Raw genomic sequence first — 14,352 nt, 5'->3', positions numbered from 1 at the left:
GGGGAACTGTGCCTGGACCCACCCACCCCCCCACCGACGAGCTGCTCGCCGCCGCGGCGCGTCGGCTCGCGCCCGTCACCGGCCTGCTGACCGAGCTGGGGGAGAGGTTCGGGGCGGCCGGGCACGAGCTCGCCCTCGTGGGTGGGCCGGTGCGGGACGCCGTCCTGGGCCGCAGGTCCATGGACCTCGACCTCACCACCGACGCCCGCCCCGAGCAGACCGAGCGCCTGCTCCGCGGCTGGGGCGACGCGCTGTGGGACGTCGGGCGGGCCTTCGGCACCATCGGGGCGCGCAAGGACGGCTGGCAGGTCGAGATCACGACCTACCGCAAGGACGCCTACGACCGCACCACCCGCAAGCCCGAGGTGTCCTACGGCGACCGCCTCGAGGACGACCTCGTCCGCCGCGACTTCACCGTCAACGCGATGGCGCTGCGGCTGCCCGACCTGACCTTCGTCGACCCGCACGACGGTCTGGGCGACCTCGCCCGCGGGCTGCTGCGCACCCCGGGGACCCCGGCCGAGTCGTTCGGCGACGACCCGCTGCGCATGATGCGGGCGGCGCGCTTCGTGTCCCAGCTGGGCCTCGCGCTCGACCCCGAGGTGGAGGCGGCGATGCGCGAGCGCGCCGGGTCGCTCGAGATCATCTCCGCAGAGCGGATCCGCGACGAGCTGGTCAAGCTGATGCTGACCCCCGACCCCAGGCCCGGTCTCGAGGTGCTCACCGACACCGGCCTCGCCGACGTGATGCTGCCCGAGCTGTCCGGCATGCGGCGCACCGTCGACGAGCACAACCGCCACAAGGACGTCTACGAGCACTCCCTCACCGTCCTCGCGCAGGCCATCGACCTGGAGCTCCCCGCCCCTGAGCCGGGTCGCGGGACGGCGGCGGCCGAGCCGGGGGCGGCAGCCCCGGCCGACGGCGGGCCCGTCATACGGCCTGATCTGGTGCTGCGACTCGCGGCGCTGCTGCACGACATCGGCAAGCCCGCGACGCGGAGGTTCGAGCCCGACGGGGGCGTGTCCTTCCACCACCACGAGCTCGTGGGCGCCCGTATGGCGACCAAGCGCCTCAAGGCCCTGCGCTTCGACAAGGACACGACCAAGGCGGTGTCACGGCTGATCGAGCTGCACCTGCGGTTCCACGGCTACGGCGACGGCGAGTGGACCGACTCCGCCGTGCGCCGCTACGTGACCGACGCGGGGCCGCTGCTGTCCCGGCTGCACCTGCTGACCCGCGCCGACTGCACCACGCGCAACATCCGCAAGGCGGGCCGGCTGCGGCGCAGCTACGACGGCCTGGAGGCGCGCATCGAGCGGCTGCAGGCCGAGGAGGAGCTCGCCGCCATCCGGCCCGAGCTCGACGGCAACGAGATCGTCGAGGTGCTCGGCATCCGGCCCGGGCCGGTGCTCGGACGCGCCTACAAGCACCTGCTCGCGGTGCGCCTCGACGAGGGCATGATCGGGCGCGAGGAGGCGACCCTGCGCCTCAAGCAGTGGTGGGTCACCCAGCCCGAGTCCACCGAGCAGCAACACCAGCCGGACTAGCTAGACCAGCTCGTCGATCGCTGCGAGGACGCGCCCGCACGGCCCGTGCACGTCCGTCAACGCCCGCACCTCGAGCGCCGTCTGCAGCGCTCGCTCACGGTCGGCCTCGAGCTCGGGCATGGCGACGGTCAGGGCTCCGATCGCGTGCAGCAGGCCGACGAGGTGCCGGGCGCGGTCGTCGGGCTCCGCGTCGTGCAGCAGCACGTCCGCCAGGTGCCGGCGCACCGAGTCCTCGTGGGTGCTGTCGACGGCGACCCAGGTCGTCCGAGGGATCATCGACTGGCGGGCGGGGGCCTCGCGGCGGAGCACGCCCTTGGCCTCCAGGTCACGGTGCAGCGCCGGATAGAGGGCCCGGCCCATGATCGGCAGGACGTTGGTGAGCTTGCGTCCCTGCATCCCGCGGAAGGTCTCCAGAGCCCCGTCGAGCACGGGGTCGGCGTCGTGGGTGACCTCGTCGTCGATGACGAGCCGGCCCGCCTGGATCGGCTCGCCCAGCGACCCGACCACGTGCTCGTGCTCCTCGACGACCCGCACCTGCTCGATCGCCCCCAGCTCGCTCAGCGCGCCACCGGCGACCGCAAGGTCCAGCACGCGCTCGGGCACGCTCATCCGGCCCGTCTCGTCGTCGGTGAGCAGGAGCAGGAGTTCCTCGGCGAGCTGCATGGCTCGACCGTAGACCCCGGTCGGCCCCGCCGCGACCCCTCGCGCCGGTGCGGCCCCACGAACGAGACGACCGCCACACACACCGGTCGCGGAGACCTGAGCACCGTCCACCGTGCTCAGGTCTGCGCGATCACCGGTCGTCGCGTCGTCCGCCTGCTGGGGCTGTCGGGCTGTCGGTCACAGGGGGCGTCAGCGGCTCTCGCTGCCGGCGATGAAGGCCTCGAGCTTGGCGCGGCCCTCGTCGTCGGGACGCTGCTCCGGCGGGGACTTCATCAGGTATGCCGCGGGTGAGAGCAGCGGACCCCCGATGCCCCGGTCCAGCGCGATCTTGGCCGCCCGGATCGCGTCGATGATGATGCCCGCCGAGTTGGGGGAGTCCCAGACCTCGAGCTTGTACTCCAGGTTGAGCGGCACGTCGCCGAACGCCCGGCCCTCCAGGCGGACATAGGCCCACTTGCGGTCGTCCAGCCACGCCACGTAGTCCGACGGGCCGATGTGGACGTTGCGGTCGTCCGTCTTGCCGGCCAGCTCGCCGTGCAGGTTGGAGGTGACGGCCTGGGTCTTGGAGACCTTCTTGGACTCCAGGCGCTCGCGCTCGAGCATGTTCTTGAAGTCCATGTTGCCGCCGACGTTGAGCTGATAGGTCCGGTCCAGCGCCACCCCGCGGTCCTCGAACAGCTTGGCCAGCACGCGGTGGGTGATGGTGGCGCCGACCTGCGACTTGATGTCGTCGCCGATGATCGGGACGCCGGCGGCCTCGAACTTCGCGGCCCACTCGGGGTCGCTCGCGATGAAGACGGGCAGCGCGTTGACGAACGCGACCTTGGCGTCGATCGCGCACTGCGCGTAGAACTTGTCGGCCTCCTCCGACCCCACGGGGAGGTAGGACACGAGCACGTCGACCTCGGCGTCCTTGAGCGCCTGGACCACGTCCACGGGCTCGGCCGTGGACTCGTCGATGGTCTGGCGGTAGTACTTGCCGAGGCCGTCGAGGGTGTGCCCGCGCTGCACCTCGACGCCGAGCGTCGGCACGTCGCAGATCTTGATCGTGTTGTTCTCGGAGGCGTTGATGGCCTCGGACAGGTCCTTGCCGACCTTCTTGTCGTCGACGTCGAACGCGGCGACGAGCTCGACGTCGCGCACGTGGTAGTCGCCGAGCAGGACGTGCATCAGCCCCGGGACCGTGTCCTCGGGGCTGGCGTCCTTGTAGTAGTGGACGCCCTGGACAAGGGACGTCGCACAGTTGCCGACGCCGACGATCGCGACGCGCACTGAAGGCATGGGTGCTCCTCGTGTGGATGGCTGGATGGCTGGGTGGCGGGGACCCGTGGCAGGGCCGGCTGTATGCCGTCCGCCCGTCACCGACATGACAAACACGCACTTTGTCATGTCTGCTCGGGCTTGTCATGCCGCCACGCGCATCCGGCTGGGGGAGGGGACCGGCGATGCTCCGGGCCAGGACCAGGAGGGGCCGTCATACTGACGGGCAGACCGGAGGTGGGCCCACCACCTCGGAGCATCGAGGAGATCGCGTGAGCCCAGCCACGACCCAGGGCGCCGGTGCCGGCGTCGGCCCGGGGGGCAATCCGTCGAGCAGGGCGCGCAAGCCCCGCAAGCCCCGCCGCCGCAGCGGGTGGGCCCGCCTCCTGACCTGGCTCGGCCTCGCGCTGGTGACGCTGCTGGCGCTCGGCGCCGCGGTGGTGGCCTATCTCTACTCGACGATCGACATCCCCGACCCCAACCCGGCGTCGCAGGCGCAGATCTCGACGGTCTACTTCGCCGACGGCAAGACCGAGATGGGCCGGCTGACGGGTGGCACCAACCGCGAGAACGTCCCGCTGAGCAGGGTGCCCGACCACGTGCAGAAGGCCTTCCTCGCGGCCGAGGACCGCTCCTTCTACTCCAACAACGGAGTCAGCCCGAGCGGTATCGCCCGCGCGATCAAGGTGTCCCTGGAGGGTGGCGCGACCCAGGGCGGGTCGACCATCACGCAGCAGTACGTCAAGAACACCTTCTTGACCAGCGACCAGACGGTCCAGCGCAAGCTCAAGGAGATCATCATCTCCGTCAAGCTGGACCAGCAGCGCAGCAAGGACCAGATCCTCGAGGACTACCTCAACACGATCTACTTCGGGCGCAGCGCGAGCGGCATCCAGACGGCGTCCAAGGCGTACTTCGGCAAGGACGTCTCGCAGCTGACCCCCGCCGAGGGCGCCCTGCTGGCGTCGGTCATCCGGGGCCCCTCGATCTACGACCCCTCCCGCTCGGCGAGCAACCTGGCCCGCAGCAAGGAGCGCGTGTCGTGGATCCTCGACGCGATGGTCGACCAGGGCTGGCTCACGGCCGCGCAGCGGTCCCAGGCGGTCTATCCCACCGTGGTCAAGGCCAAGCCCATCGAGATCACCGGCGGCACCAACGGCTACCTGGTCGACCTGGCCAAGAAGGAGCTGGTGAGCCGGGCCAAGCTGGACGAGGACGCCATCGCCAAGGGTGGTCTGCGCATCGTCACGACCGTGGACCAGAGGTACCAGCAGGCGATGATCGAGGCCATCGCCGACCGCGGTGCGGCCGACGACATCGAGGGCGCGCAGACCGGGATGTCCGCGGTCGAGCCGGGCACCGGGGCGATCAAGGCGCTGTATGGCGGGACCGACTTCGCCAAGCGTCCCTACAACAACGCGGTGGACGCGCACCTGTCGGCGGGCTCGACCTTCAAGGCCTACACGCTGGTGGGGGCCCTGCAGAACGGCTACTCCACACGGTCCCGCGTGAGCGGCTCCTCGCCCTACCAGGTGCCGGGGACCAACGACGAGATCGAGAACGAGTTCAACCAGCAGTACGGCTGGATCGACCTGCGTCAGGCCGCCGCGGACTCGGTCAACACGGCGTTCGTGCGGCTCAACAAGGCGATCGGCCCGGCCGCCACCAAGAAGGCGGCCCTGGACGCCGGGATCCCGGGCACCGCGCAGGTCAACGTCGAGGACAACCTCACCAACACCCTCGGCACGGCCACCCCGAGCGTCCTGGACAACACCAACGGCTACGCGACGATCGCGGCCGAGGGCAGGCGCGCGACACCGCACATCATCGCCTCGGTCAAGAGCTCCGACGGGGAGGTGGACTACACCGCGTCGACGAGCACGACGCAGGCCATCGACCGGGACGTGGCCGTGGACGTCACCGAGGCCCTGACCCACCCGATCACCGAGGGCACTGCGTCATACGCCCAGCGGGTCCGGCGTCCCGCCGCCGGCAAGACCGGCACGGCCGAGGACCACAAGGAGGTCTGGTTCATCGGCTATGTCCCGCAGCTGGCCGCGGGGTGCGCGATCTACAAGCCGTCCGAGGACGGCAGGACCAACGTGCCGCTCGGCCGCAACGTCGGTGGCTACAAGTATTGCGTGCCGATCTGGACGCAGTTCATGCGCACGGTGCTGGAGGGCGTCGAGGAGAAGGACTTCCCCGAGCGGGTCGGCGTCAACGACGAGGATCGCAAGAACATCGGCACCCGGCCGCGGTCGACGTCCACGGCGTCGGCGGACCCGGGTGGCTCGGGCACCTCCGGCACGGGCGACACCGGCCGTGCGAGCGCGCCCGCCACCTCCTCGGCCGCGCAGCCGTCGGCGACAGCGCCGGCCCCGCCGCCCCCGACCCAGACGGCCCGGAGCGCCCCCACGTCGGCCACCGGCTGAGCGGCGGGCGAGCGGGCATGATGGGCGCATGCAGCTGAGCGACCCCACCCGCACCGTCGCGCCCACCCGCGAGGACCCGGTGGCTCGGGTCGCGAGCGAGTGGCTGGGTGGTCCGGTCGGGCGGTATGCCGCCATCGGCCGCCGTGGTCTGGGTCCCGCCGTCGTCGTCCTGTCCTGCACGGCGACCGTGCTGATGGCCCTGTCCGTCCTCCTGCGTGGCCACTGCCTCGCGCGGGGGTGGCGTGCGGCGGACCAGTTCTGGCACGCCTGCTACTCCGACATCCCCGTCGTCTACCAGGGCAGCGGCCTGGCGGACGGCGGCTTCGCCTACGGCCACGGGTCCGGGGTCGGGCAGCCGGCCGGCACAGGTGTCGTGATGTGGCTGCTGTCGCTGCTGGTCCCGGGCGGGCCCGAGCAGGGGCGCACGCTGCCGGCCGCCCAGGTCTACGTCGCAGCCTGGGCGGGGCTGCTCACCGTCCTGCTCGTCCTGCTCGTCGGCCTGCTGGTCCGCGCCCAGCCCCGCACCCGCTGGGCGGTGGCGCACCTCGCCCTGTCACCCGTCGTCGCGACGGCCGCCCTGGTCAGCTTCGACCTGCTGGCGGTGACCCTGGGCATCGCGGGGCTCGTGGCGTGGGGACGTCGGCACGCGGTGCAGGCCGGGATCCTGCTGGGTCTCGCGATCAGCTGCCGGTCCACGTCGGTCCTGCTGGTCCTCGCGCTCGGCCTGGTGTGCCTGCGCGCCGGGCGGCTGGTCGAGTGGGGGCTCGCGGCGGGCGTCGCCCTGCTCACGGTCGTGGCCGTCGTCGGCACCGTGGTCGCGCTCAGCGGTCGCCAGGCGCTGGACGTCTACACCGGCTGGGCGGCGGCCGCGCCGGGCTACGGCTCGCTCACCCACCTGCTGGCCGCGGCCGGCGTCGCCGTCCCGACCGGCCTCGCCACCCTGCTGGCCGTGCTCGGCTGGGTGGCGGCCGTCGTGGTGGCCGCATTCTTTGCCCTGGGTACGGCGCGGCGGCCGGCCGTCGCCGAGGTCGCGCTCGTGCTCGTGGTGCTCGTCGCGGCGACCGGCAAGAGCCTGCCGCCGCAGGCCGCGCTGTGGGTCCCGCCCCTGCTGGCGCTGATCGGCGTGCGATGGCGCGACCACCTGGTGTGGGCCGCGGTGGAGGTGACCTACTTCGTCGGGGTGTGGCTGCACATCGCCGCCCGCACCGACCCCGACCGGGGCCTGCCCGCGGGGTGGTTCGGGGTGCTCGTGGTGGCCCGCCTCGCCGCGTGGCTGTGGCTGGTCTGGGTCGTGACCCGGCGCGCGCGGGACGAGCCACCGGACCGCGAGGCCACCGGGCGTCCGGAGCGCGATCCCGTGGCGGGCGTCGCCGCCAACGCCCCTGACCAGGTCCTGCTCAAGGTCGTGTAGGCTAGGACGGCTCGTCTGTGTGCTCGCGACGCCCGTCGCGGTGCCTGGGCGAGCGTCATGCACACCCTCCTGTCACGGAGAGACCGTGACCGCCGAGACCAGAGGAGGTGGGTTAACGCATGCGTCAGTACGAACTGATGATCATCCTCGACCCCGCTCTCGAGGAGCGCACCATCCAGCCGTCGCTGGACAAGTTCCTCACCGTCATCACCCAGGACAAGGGCACCGTCGACAACGTCGACCTGTGGGGCAAGCGCCGCCTGGCCTACGAGATCAACAAGAACGCCGAGGCCTACTACGCCGTCGTGAACTTCACGGCCGAGCCCGCCACGGCCAAGGAGCTGGACCGCCAGCTCGGTCTGAACGAGTCCATCCTGCGGACCAAGCTCCTGCGCCCCGGCGCCTGAGTCGTTCTCGCACAGCTCGATCCACCACCGCTCGACGAGGAGAGATCCATGGCCGGAGAGACCACGCTGACGATCATCGGCAACCTCACCCAGGACCCGGAGCTGCGGTTCACGCCGTCCGGTGCGGCCGTCGCCAACTTCACTGTGGCGTCCACGCCGCGCACGTTCGACCGCCAGTCCAACGAGTGGAAGGACGGCGAGACGCTGTTCATGCGCTGCTCCGTGTGGCGTGAGGCAGCCGAGAACGTCGCCGAGTCCCTCCAGCGCGGCATGCGCGTCGTCGTCACCGGTCGCCTGGTCTCCCGCTCCTGGGAGGACAAGGAGTCCGGCCAGAAGCGCTCCGTCATGGAGATGCAGGTCGACGAGGTCGGACCGTCGCTGCGCTACGCCACGGCCAAGGTCACCCGCACCCAGCGCGGTGGCGGTGGTGGCGGCGGCCAGGGCGGTGGCTTCGGTGGTGGCAACGCCGGCTCCGGCGGTGGCCAGGGTGGCTGGGGCGGCGGCAATGCCGGCTCCGGCGACGACCCCTGGTCGACCGGCGGTGGCTCCGGCGGCGGTCAGCAGTCCGGCGGTCAGCCGGCGGCCGGCGGCCAGGGCGGCTGGGGCGGCGGAGCGCCGTCCTACGACGAGCCGCCGTTCTGACCGACCCCGGCACCCGTCCGGATCGAGCACGTCCGTCGGTGGCGGGGCATCGCGCCCGTCATACCGACATCACACTCTGAGCCGCTGCCCCCAGGCCGGCGGCACCACGCATCGCACACCCAAGGAGTTCCACAATGGCCAAGCCCGTTGTGCGCAAGCCCAAGAAGAAGGCGAACCCGCTCAAGGCCGCCAAGGTCGAGAACATCGACTACAAGGACACCGCGCTGCTGCGCAAGTTCATCTCCGACCGCGGCAAGATCCGCGCACGTCGCGTGACCGGTGTCTCCGTCCAGGAGCAGCGCCTCATCGCCAAGGCCGTCAAGAACGCCCGCGAGGTCGCCCTGCTGCCCTACTCGAGCTCCGCTCGCTGAGCCCGGGAAAGGACGAACTGACATGAAGCTCATCCTCACCAACGAGGTCACCGGCCTCGGCGCCCCCGGCGACATCGTCGAGGTCAAGGACGGCTACGCCCGCAACTACCTCATGCCCCGCGGGCTCGCGACCCAGTGGACCAAGGGCGGCGAGAAGCAGGTCGAGGCGATCCAGAAGGCCCGCGCCGCGCGCGAGCACAAGACGATCGAGGAGGCCAAGGACGCCAAGCAGCGTCTCGAGGTCAAGGCCTACAAGGTGCCGGTCAAGTCCGGCGAGGCCGGTCGCCTCTACGGCTCGGTCCACACCGCGCAGATCGTCGACGCGATCGTGTCCGCCGGCGGCCCCAAGGTCGACCGTCGCAAGCTGGAGGTCAAGGGCGCGATCCGCACCCTCGGCGCGTACGAGGCGACCGTGCGTCTGCACGCGGACGTCACGGCCAACGTCAAGCTGGACGTCGTCGCCGCGAAGTGACCCACCGGGGGTAGGGGCATCGACCGGCCTCCGTCCCCCAGGCTGATGGACCCACCCCCGGTAGGTTCATCAGCCGGGTGTCTCACCGCAGGTCGAGGTGATCGACCCAGGCTGATTCACCTGCCGTATGCCGAGAGGCCCGGCGCCATCCCCACGGGGGCATGGCGCCGGGCCTTCCGCTGTCTGCGCGCGCGCCCTCCCGCCGACTGGTCAGTGATGGAGGCCCACGGCGTCCGATTCTGACCAGTCGGCGTGTCTGGAGGTGACCGGTCGGCGTGTCTGGAGGTGACCGGTCGGCGTGGGGGTGAGGGAGTCAGGGATTGCGCAGGGTGTTGTCCACGACGTACTGGTCGCCGCGGTAGGCGTGGTCGCCGTACTCGATCGGGGTCCCGTCGGCGGTGTACGACTGCCACAGCACGGTCAGCACGGCGTCGGCGCGCGTGAGCTGCAGCTGGCGCCGCTCGGTGAGCGTCGCCATCCGGGCCCCCAGCCGCTGGCGGGCCACGTCGGCGACCACCCCGCGACGCCCCAGCAGCTCGTAGAGCCCGTGCTCGCCCAGCTCGGCCGCTGTGAGCGTCGCGAACTGCGGCGGCAACCAGGACCGCAGCACCACCAGGGGGCGCCCGTCCGACCAGCGCACCCGCTCCAGATAGACGAGCGGCACGCGGGGATCCAGCCCCAGGGCCGTGGCGGCGACCTTGTTGCGACGGGCGGGCACCAGGCGGACCACCTGCGTCTGGGGGCGGCGCCCGGTGCGGTCCAGCTCGTCGTACAAGGGGGTCAGGTCGTCCCGCTGGTGCACGACCGGGGAGGCGACGCGGGTGCCGATGCCGCGGTGCCGCACCAGCAGCCCGTCGGCGACGAGCTGGGCGATGGCCTTGCGGACGGTGGGTCGCGACACGTGCAGACGGGCGGCGAGGGACAGCTCGTTCTCGAAGGGGTCGCCGGGCTGCAGGACGCCGTCGTCGATCGCGGCGCGCAGCTGGGCCGCGAGCTGGTCGTAGAGCGGTGTGGGGGCCGCACGGTCCAGCGAGACGGGCAACGGCGTGGGCACGGTTGCACAGTATCCGATCTCGTCATGGCGAGCGGGCGCGACGACGGGTGGGCCGGCACTGAGTCCAGTGTGCAAATGTCAGGACAATAGGTTGACAGGGGATCGGCGCCCGGCTTGAATGGCATGACCCGCGAACCCACCCGCGACCCACCCGCACGTCGACGTGCACTGGAGGCAGCTGATGAGCACCAACCTGAACTCGATGGTGGAGGCCTACCCGACCACCGTCCTGTGGAACGACTCCGCGGACCCGGTCGAGCTCAAGCAGTCCATCGAGTACGGCGCGGTGGGGGCCACCTGCAACCCGGTCATCGCGGTGACCTGCGTCAAGGCGGACCTGCCGCGGTGGAGCGCCCGGATCAAGGAGCTCGACGCCGAGATGCCCGAGGCCACCGAGTCCGAGATCGGGTGGAAGGTCGTCGAGGAGCTGTCCATCGACGCCGCCAGGCTGCTCGAGCCGGCCTTCGAGCGGTATGCAGGGCGCAACGGCCGTCTCTCGATGCAGACCGACCCGCGCCTGGCCCGCAGCGCCGCCAAGCTCGTCGACCAGGCGGAGCACTTCAGCGGGCTCGCCGACAACATCATCGTCAAGATCCCCGCCACCCGGCGCGGCATCGAGGCGATCGAGGAGGCGACCTACCGCGGGGTCAGCATCAACGTCACCGTCTCCTTCACCGTCCCGCAGGCCGTCGCCGCCGGGGAGGCCATCGAACGCGGGCTGCGGCGTCGCGAGGCCGAGGGCAGGAGCGTCGAGGGGATGGGCCCGGTCGTCACCATCATGTGCGGCCGCCTCGACGACTGGCTCAAGGACTGCGTCAAGGCCGACGGCACCGACATCGACCCCGAGCACCTGGAGTGGGCCGGGATCGCGGCGTTCAAGAAGGCCTACGGCATCTTTGCCGAGCGTGGGCTGCGAGCCCGCCTGCTGTCCGCGGCCTTCCGCAACACCAAGCAGCTGTCCGAGCTCGTCGGCGGGGACGTCGTGATCTCCCCGCCGTTCGCGTGGCAGCAGCGGATCGTCGACGCCGGGGAGGAGCTGCCCGAGCGCATGAGCGTCCCGGTCGACCCGGCGATCGTCGACGAGCTCTACACCAAGGTCCCGGAGTTCCGCCGCGCGTACGACGTCGACGGCATGACCCCCGAGGAGTTCGACACCTTCGGCGCCACCCGCAAGACGCTGCGGCAGTTCCTCGCCGCCGACGAGGAGCTCGACCAGGTCGTGCGTGACATCCTCGTCCCGGCACCCTGACGCGACCACACCGAGGAGGACGACGATGACCTCGACCTACCCGTATGCCGGAGCACCCACCGTGCGGCTGACCGTCGCCCAGGCGGTCGTGCGCTTCCTGGCCAACCAGTGGTCCGAGCGGGACGGCCACGAGCAGCGTTTGATCCCAGGCTGCTTCGGCATCTTCGGGCACGGCAACGTCGCGGGCGTCGGGCAGGCGCTGCTGCAGGACCAGGTCGCCCTGGAGGGCGGCGACGACGCCGAGCACCTGCCCTACTACCTGGCCCGCAACGAGCAGGGCGCGGTCCACGCGGCGTCGGCCTACGCCACGACCAAGGACCGGCTGCAGACGCTCGCGGTCACGACCTCCATCGGGCCCGGCGCGACCAACATGGTCACCGGCGCGGCCCTGGCCACCACCAACCGCCTCCCCGTGCTCCTCCTGCCGTCCGACCAGTTCGCGACCCGCTACCCCGACCCGGTGCTGCAGCAGCTCGAGGACCCGCGCAGCCTGGACGTGTCGGTCAACGACGCGTTCAAGCCGGTCAGTCGCTTCTGGGACCGCATCAACCGCCCCGAGCAGCTGATCCCGAGCCTGCTGGCGGCCATGCGCGTGCTCACCGACCCCGCCGAGACCGGCGCCGTCACGATCTGCCTGCCGCAGGACGTCCAGGCCGAGGCCTTCGACTGGCCGGTCGAGCTCTTCGACACGAGGGTGTGGCACGTCGCCCGGCCCGTCCCCGAGCCCGCCGCCCTGCAGCGGGCCGTCGAGGCGATCCGCGCCGCCGAGCGACCGCTGCTCGTGGCCGGCGGGGGCGCGATCTACAGCGGGGCGAGCGAGGCACTGCGTGAGTTCGCCACGGCCACGGGCATCCCCGTCGCCGACACCCAGGCCGGCAAGGGCGCGATCAGCTGGGAGCACCCGCTGTCCGTCGGCGGGGTTGGTTCCACGGGAAACAGTGCCGCCAACACCCTCGCCCGCGAGGCCGACCTGGTCATCGGGGTGGGGACGCGCTACAGCGACTTCACGACGGCGTCGCACACCGTGTTCGCCTCTCCCGACGTGCGATTCGTCAACGTCAACGTGCTCGCCTTCGACGCCGCCAAGCACGCGGCGACGATGGTGGTGGCGGACGCGCGCGAGGCGCTGACCGCGCTCCAGGGCGCGCTCGACGGCTGGACCACCGATCCGGCATACCAGCAGCGCGCCGCGGACCTGTGGGCCGAGTGGGACCAGGTCATCGACGAGTGCTACCACCGCGACCACCAGCCGCTCCCCGCGCAGACCGAGGTCTTCGGCGCGCTCAACGAGCTCATGGGCGACCACGACGTCGTCATCAACGCGGCCGGCTCGATGCCCGGGGACCTGCAGGCGCTCTGGCGCGCGCGGACCCCCGAGCAGTACCACCTGGAGTACGCCTACTCCTGCATGGGCTACGAGATCCCCGCGGCGATGGGCGTCCGGCTCGCGCTCGACAGCGACGGCCACGAGGACCGTCAGGTCGTGGCGATCGTCGGCGACGGCACCTACCAGATGATGCCGATGGAGCTCGCGACCATCGTGTCCGAGGGCCTCAAGGTCATCGTCGTGCTCCTGCAGAACCACGGCTTCGCGTCCATCGGGGCACTGTCGGAGTCGCGCGGCTCGCAGCGCTTCGGGACGAGCTATCGGATGCGCAACCGCGAGTCCGGTCGGCTCGACGGCGACAAGGTCCCCTTCGACCTCGCCGCCAACGCAGCGTCCTGGGGCGCAGAGGTGCTGCGCTGCAACGGGATCGAGGAGTTCCGCGCCGGCTACGCCACGGCCGCGGCGGCGGACGGCCCCGTCGTGCTCTACATCGAGACCGACCTGTGCGGCCCCAACCCGCCCGGTCACGCCTGGTGGGACGTGCCGGTCTCGGAGGTGTCCGAGCTGGAGTCCACGCAGCGGGCCCACGCGGAGTACGCCGAGGAGAAGACGGCCCAGCGCCACCACCTCTGACCAGAGCACGAGGCCGTATGCCGGAGCTCAGCCCCCTCGCCTGGTCGCTGCTGGTGGCCGGCGCCCTCGTCGTCGGCTTCTCCAAGACGGCGATCGGCGGCGCCGCGATGGTGGCGGTCGGGCTCTTCGCTCTCGCGCTGCCGGCCAAGGAGTCGACGGGGACGCTCCTGCTCCTCCTGCTGGTCGGCGACCTGGTGGCCACGCGGGCGTACCGGCATACGGTCGATCGGGGCCTGCTGGTGCGGCTCGTGCTGCCGGTGCTGCTCGGCGTGGGACTGGGCGTGGGCTTCCTGGCGGTCGTCGACGACCTCGTGCTGCGGCGCGTGATCGGCGCGATCTTGCTGGTGCTGCTGGGGATCCAGCTGTGGAGCGCGCGACGCCCGGCGCCGCGTCAGGGTTCTCGCGCTGTCGGGCGGGCGTATGCCGCGCTCGCCGGCTTCACGACCATGGTGGCCAACGCCGGAGGTCCCGCCATGAATCTCTATCTCCTGCGCGAGAACTACGAGAAGTGGACCTTCCTCGGCACGACGGCGTGGTTCTTCCTGGCGGTCAACCTCGTGAAGCTGCCGTTCATGGTGGGGCTGGGACTCGTGACGGGGCGCGGCTTGGCGTTGCTGCCGCTGCTGGCGCCGGTCGTGCTGGTGGGTGCGTGGCTCGGGCGGCAGGTGGTGGCGCGGATCGACCAGGTGTGGTTCGCGCGGATCGTGACGGCGTTCGTGGCGGTCAGCGCGGTGCAGCTCGCCGTCCTGTGACCCCACCACGATGCAGGGACGGCGCGGACGACATACGGCTGGAGCGGTGAGCCGATGTCGAGAACGCTCCCGCGGCTCCGTCCCTGGGGTGAGTGCGGTCACAATGGCGGCACCGGCGACGAGGAGACAGCC

At 71.4% G+C, this 14,352-nt stretch carries 13 protein-coding genes; 10 read left to right on the top strand and 3 right to left on the bottom strand.

The genetic code is table 11. The features are described from left to right. Nucleotides 1-8: 8 nt before the first annotated feature. The gene (locus GGG17_RS01890; protein WP_311966348.1) at nucleotides 9-1,547 is read left to right on the top strand and encodes a CCA tRNA nucleotidyltransferase; all 1,539 of its coding nucleotides are present in this window, start codon (nucleotides 9-11) and stop codon (nucleotides 1,545-1,547) included. Here the strand turns inward: GGG17_RS01890 and GGG17_RS01885 are convergent, their stop codons facing one another. Then, on the bottom strand, nucleotides 1,548-2,210 hold the full coding sequence (locus GGG17_RS01885) for a GOLPH3/VPS74 family protein (protein WP_154592105.1): 663 nt from the start codon (nucleotides 2,208-2,210) through the stop codon (nucleotides 1,548-1,550). It lies immediately after the preceding gene. Between the two features lie 189 nt (nucleotides 2,211-2,399). Beyond that, nucleotides 2,400-3,491: an inositol-3-phosphate synthase gene (locus GGG17_RS01880; RefSeq protein ID WP_154592104.1), complete on the bottom strand. Its 1,092-nt coding sequence runs from the start codon at nucleotides 3,489-3,491 to the stop codon at nucleotides 2,400-2,402. A gap of 251 nt (nucleotides 3,492-3,742) precedes the next feature. Here GGG17_RS01880 and GGG17_RS01875 point away from each other — a divergent pair, with 251 nt between their 5' ends. The 6 genes from GGG17_RS01875 to rplI all read left to right on the top strand — a co-directional run bounded on the left by GGG17_RS01875 (nucleotide 3,743) and on the right by rplI (nucleotide 9,205). Beyond that, complete coding sequence (locus tag GGG17_RS01875) at nucleotides 3,743-5,902, top strand: transglycosylase domain-containing protein (RefSeq protein ID WP_195849079.1); 2,160 nt, start codon at nucleotides 3,743-3,745, stop codon at nucleotides 5,900-5,902. Between the two features lie 28 nt (nucleotides 5,903-5,930). Further along, a complete protein-coding gene (locus GGG17_RS01870; protein ID WP_154592102.1) occupies nucleotides 5,931-7,313 on the top strand; it encodes a glycosyltransferase family protein in 1,383 nt (460 codons plus the stop codon). A 119-nt stretch (nucleotides 7,314-7,432) separates the two neighbouring features. Then, nucleotides 7,433-7,720: a 30S ribosomal protein S6 gene (rpsF, locus tag GGG17_RS01865; RefSeq protein WP_154592101.1), complete on the top strand. Its 288-nt coding sequence runs from the start codon at nucleotides 7,433-7,435 to the stop codon at nucleotides 7,718-7,720. 48 nt (nucleotides 7,721-7,768) lie between these two features. Then, the gene (locus tag GGG17_RS01860; protein WP_154592100.1) at nucleotides 7,769-8,362 is read left to right on the top strand and encodes a single-stranded DNA-binding protein; all 594 of its coding nucleotides are present in this window, start codon (nucleotides 7,769-7,771) and stop codon (nucleotides 8,360-8,362) included. Between the two features lie 134 nt (nucleotides 8,363-8,496). Continuing rightward, entirely contained in the window at nucleotides 8,497-8,733 is a 237-nt protein-coding gene (gene rpsR / locus GGG17_RS01855) for a 30S ribosomal protein S18 (RefSeq protein ID WP_154592099.1), read from the top strand. 22 nt (nucleotides 8,734-8,755) lie between these two features. Beyond that, on the top strand, nucleotides 8,756-9,205 hold the full coding sequence (gene rplI / locus GGG17_RS01850; protein ID WP_154592098.1) for a 50S ribosomal protein L9: 450 nt from the start codon (nucleotides 8,756-8,758) through the stop codon (nucleotides 9,203-9,205). A 313-nt stretch (nucleotides 9,206-9,518) separates the two neighbouring features. Here the strand turns inward: rplI and GGG17_RS01845 are convergent, their stop codons facing one another. Next, nucleotides 9,519-10,259, bottom strand: coding sequence for a GntR family transcriptional regulator (locus tag GGG17_RS01845; RefSeq protein WP_288799180.1), 741 nt, complete (start codon nucleotides 10,257-10,259; stop codon nucleotides 9,519-9,521). 181 nt (nucleotides 10,260-10,440) lie between these two features. Between GGG17_RS01845 and GGG17_RS01840 the strand changes: the two genes are divergently transcribed. The 3 genes from GGG17_RS01840 to GGG17_RS01830 are packed head-to-tail and all read left to right on the top strand — an operon-like array spanning nucleotide 10,441 to nucleotide 14,220. Further along, nucleotides 10,441-11,508 (top strand): transaldolase family protein, encoded by a 1,068-nt coding sequence (locus GGG17_RS01840; RefSeq protein WP_154592097.1) that lies wholly within the window; start codon nucleotides 10,441-10,443, stop codon nucleotides 11,506-11,508. Nucleotides 11,509-11,533: 25 nt separating this feature from the next. After that, on the top strand, nucleotides 11,534-13,468 hold the full coding sequence (gene iolD, locus GGG17_RS01835) for a 3D-(3,5/4)-trihydroxycyclohexane-1,2-dione acylhydrolase (decyclizing) (RefSeq protein ID WP_154592096.1): 1,935 nt from the start codon (nucleotides 11,534-11,536) through the stop codon (nucleotides 13,466-13,468). A 17-nt stretch (nucleotides 13,469-13,485) separates the two neighbouring features. Further along, nucleotides 13,486-14,220: a sulfite exporter TauE/SafE family protein gene (locus GGG17_RS01830; RefSeq protein WP_154592095.1), complete on the top strand. Its 735-nt coding sequence runs from the start codon at nucleotides 13,486-13,488 to the stop codon at nucleotides 14,218-14,220. The last annotated feature ends 132 nt before the right edge of the window (nucleotides 14,221-14,352 follow it).

The organism is Arsenicicoccus cauae, from assembly GCF_009707125.1.
Lineage (GTDB): Bacteria > Actinomycetota > Actinomycetes > Actinomycetales > Dermatophilaceae > Arsenicicoccus > Arsenicicoccus cauae.
Note: the sequence above shows the minus strand (reverse complement) of the source record. Positions and strands in the feature narration are given on the sequence as shown.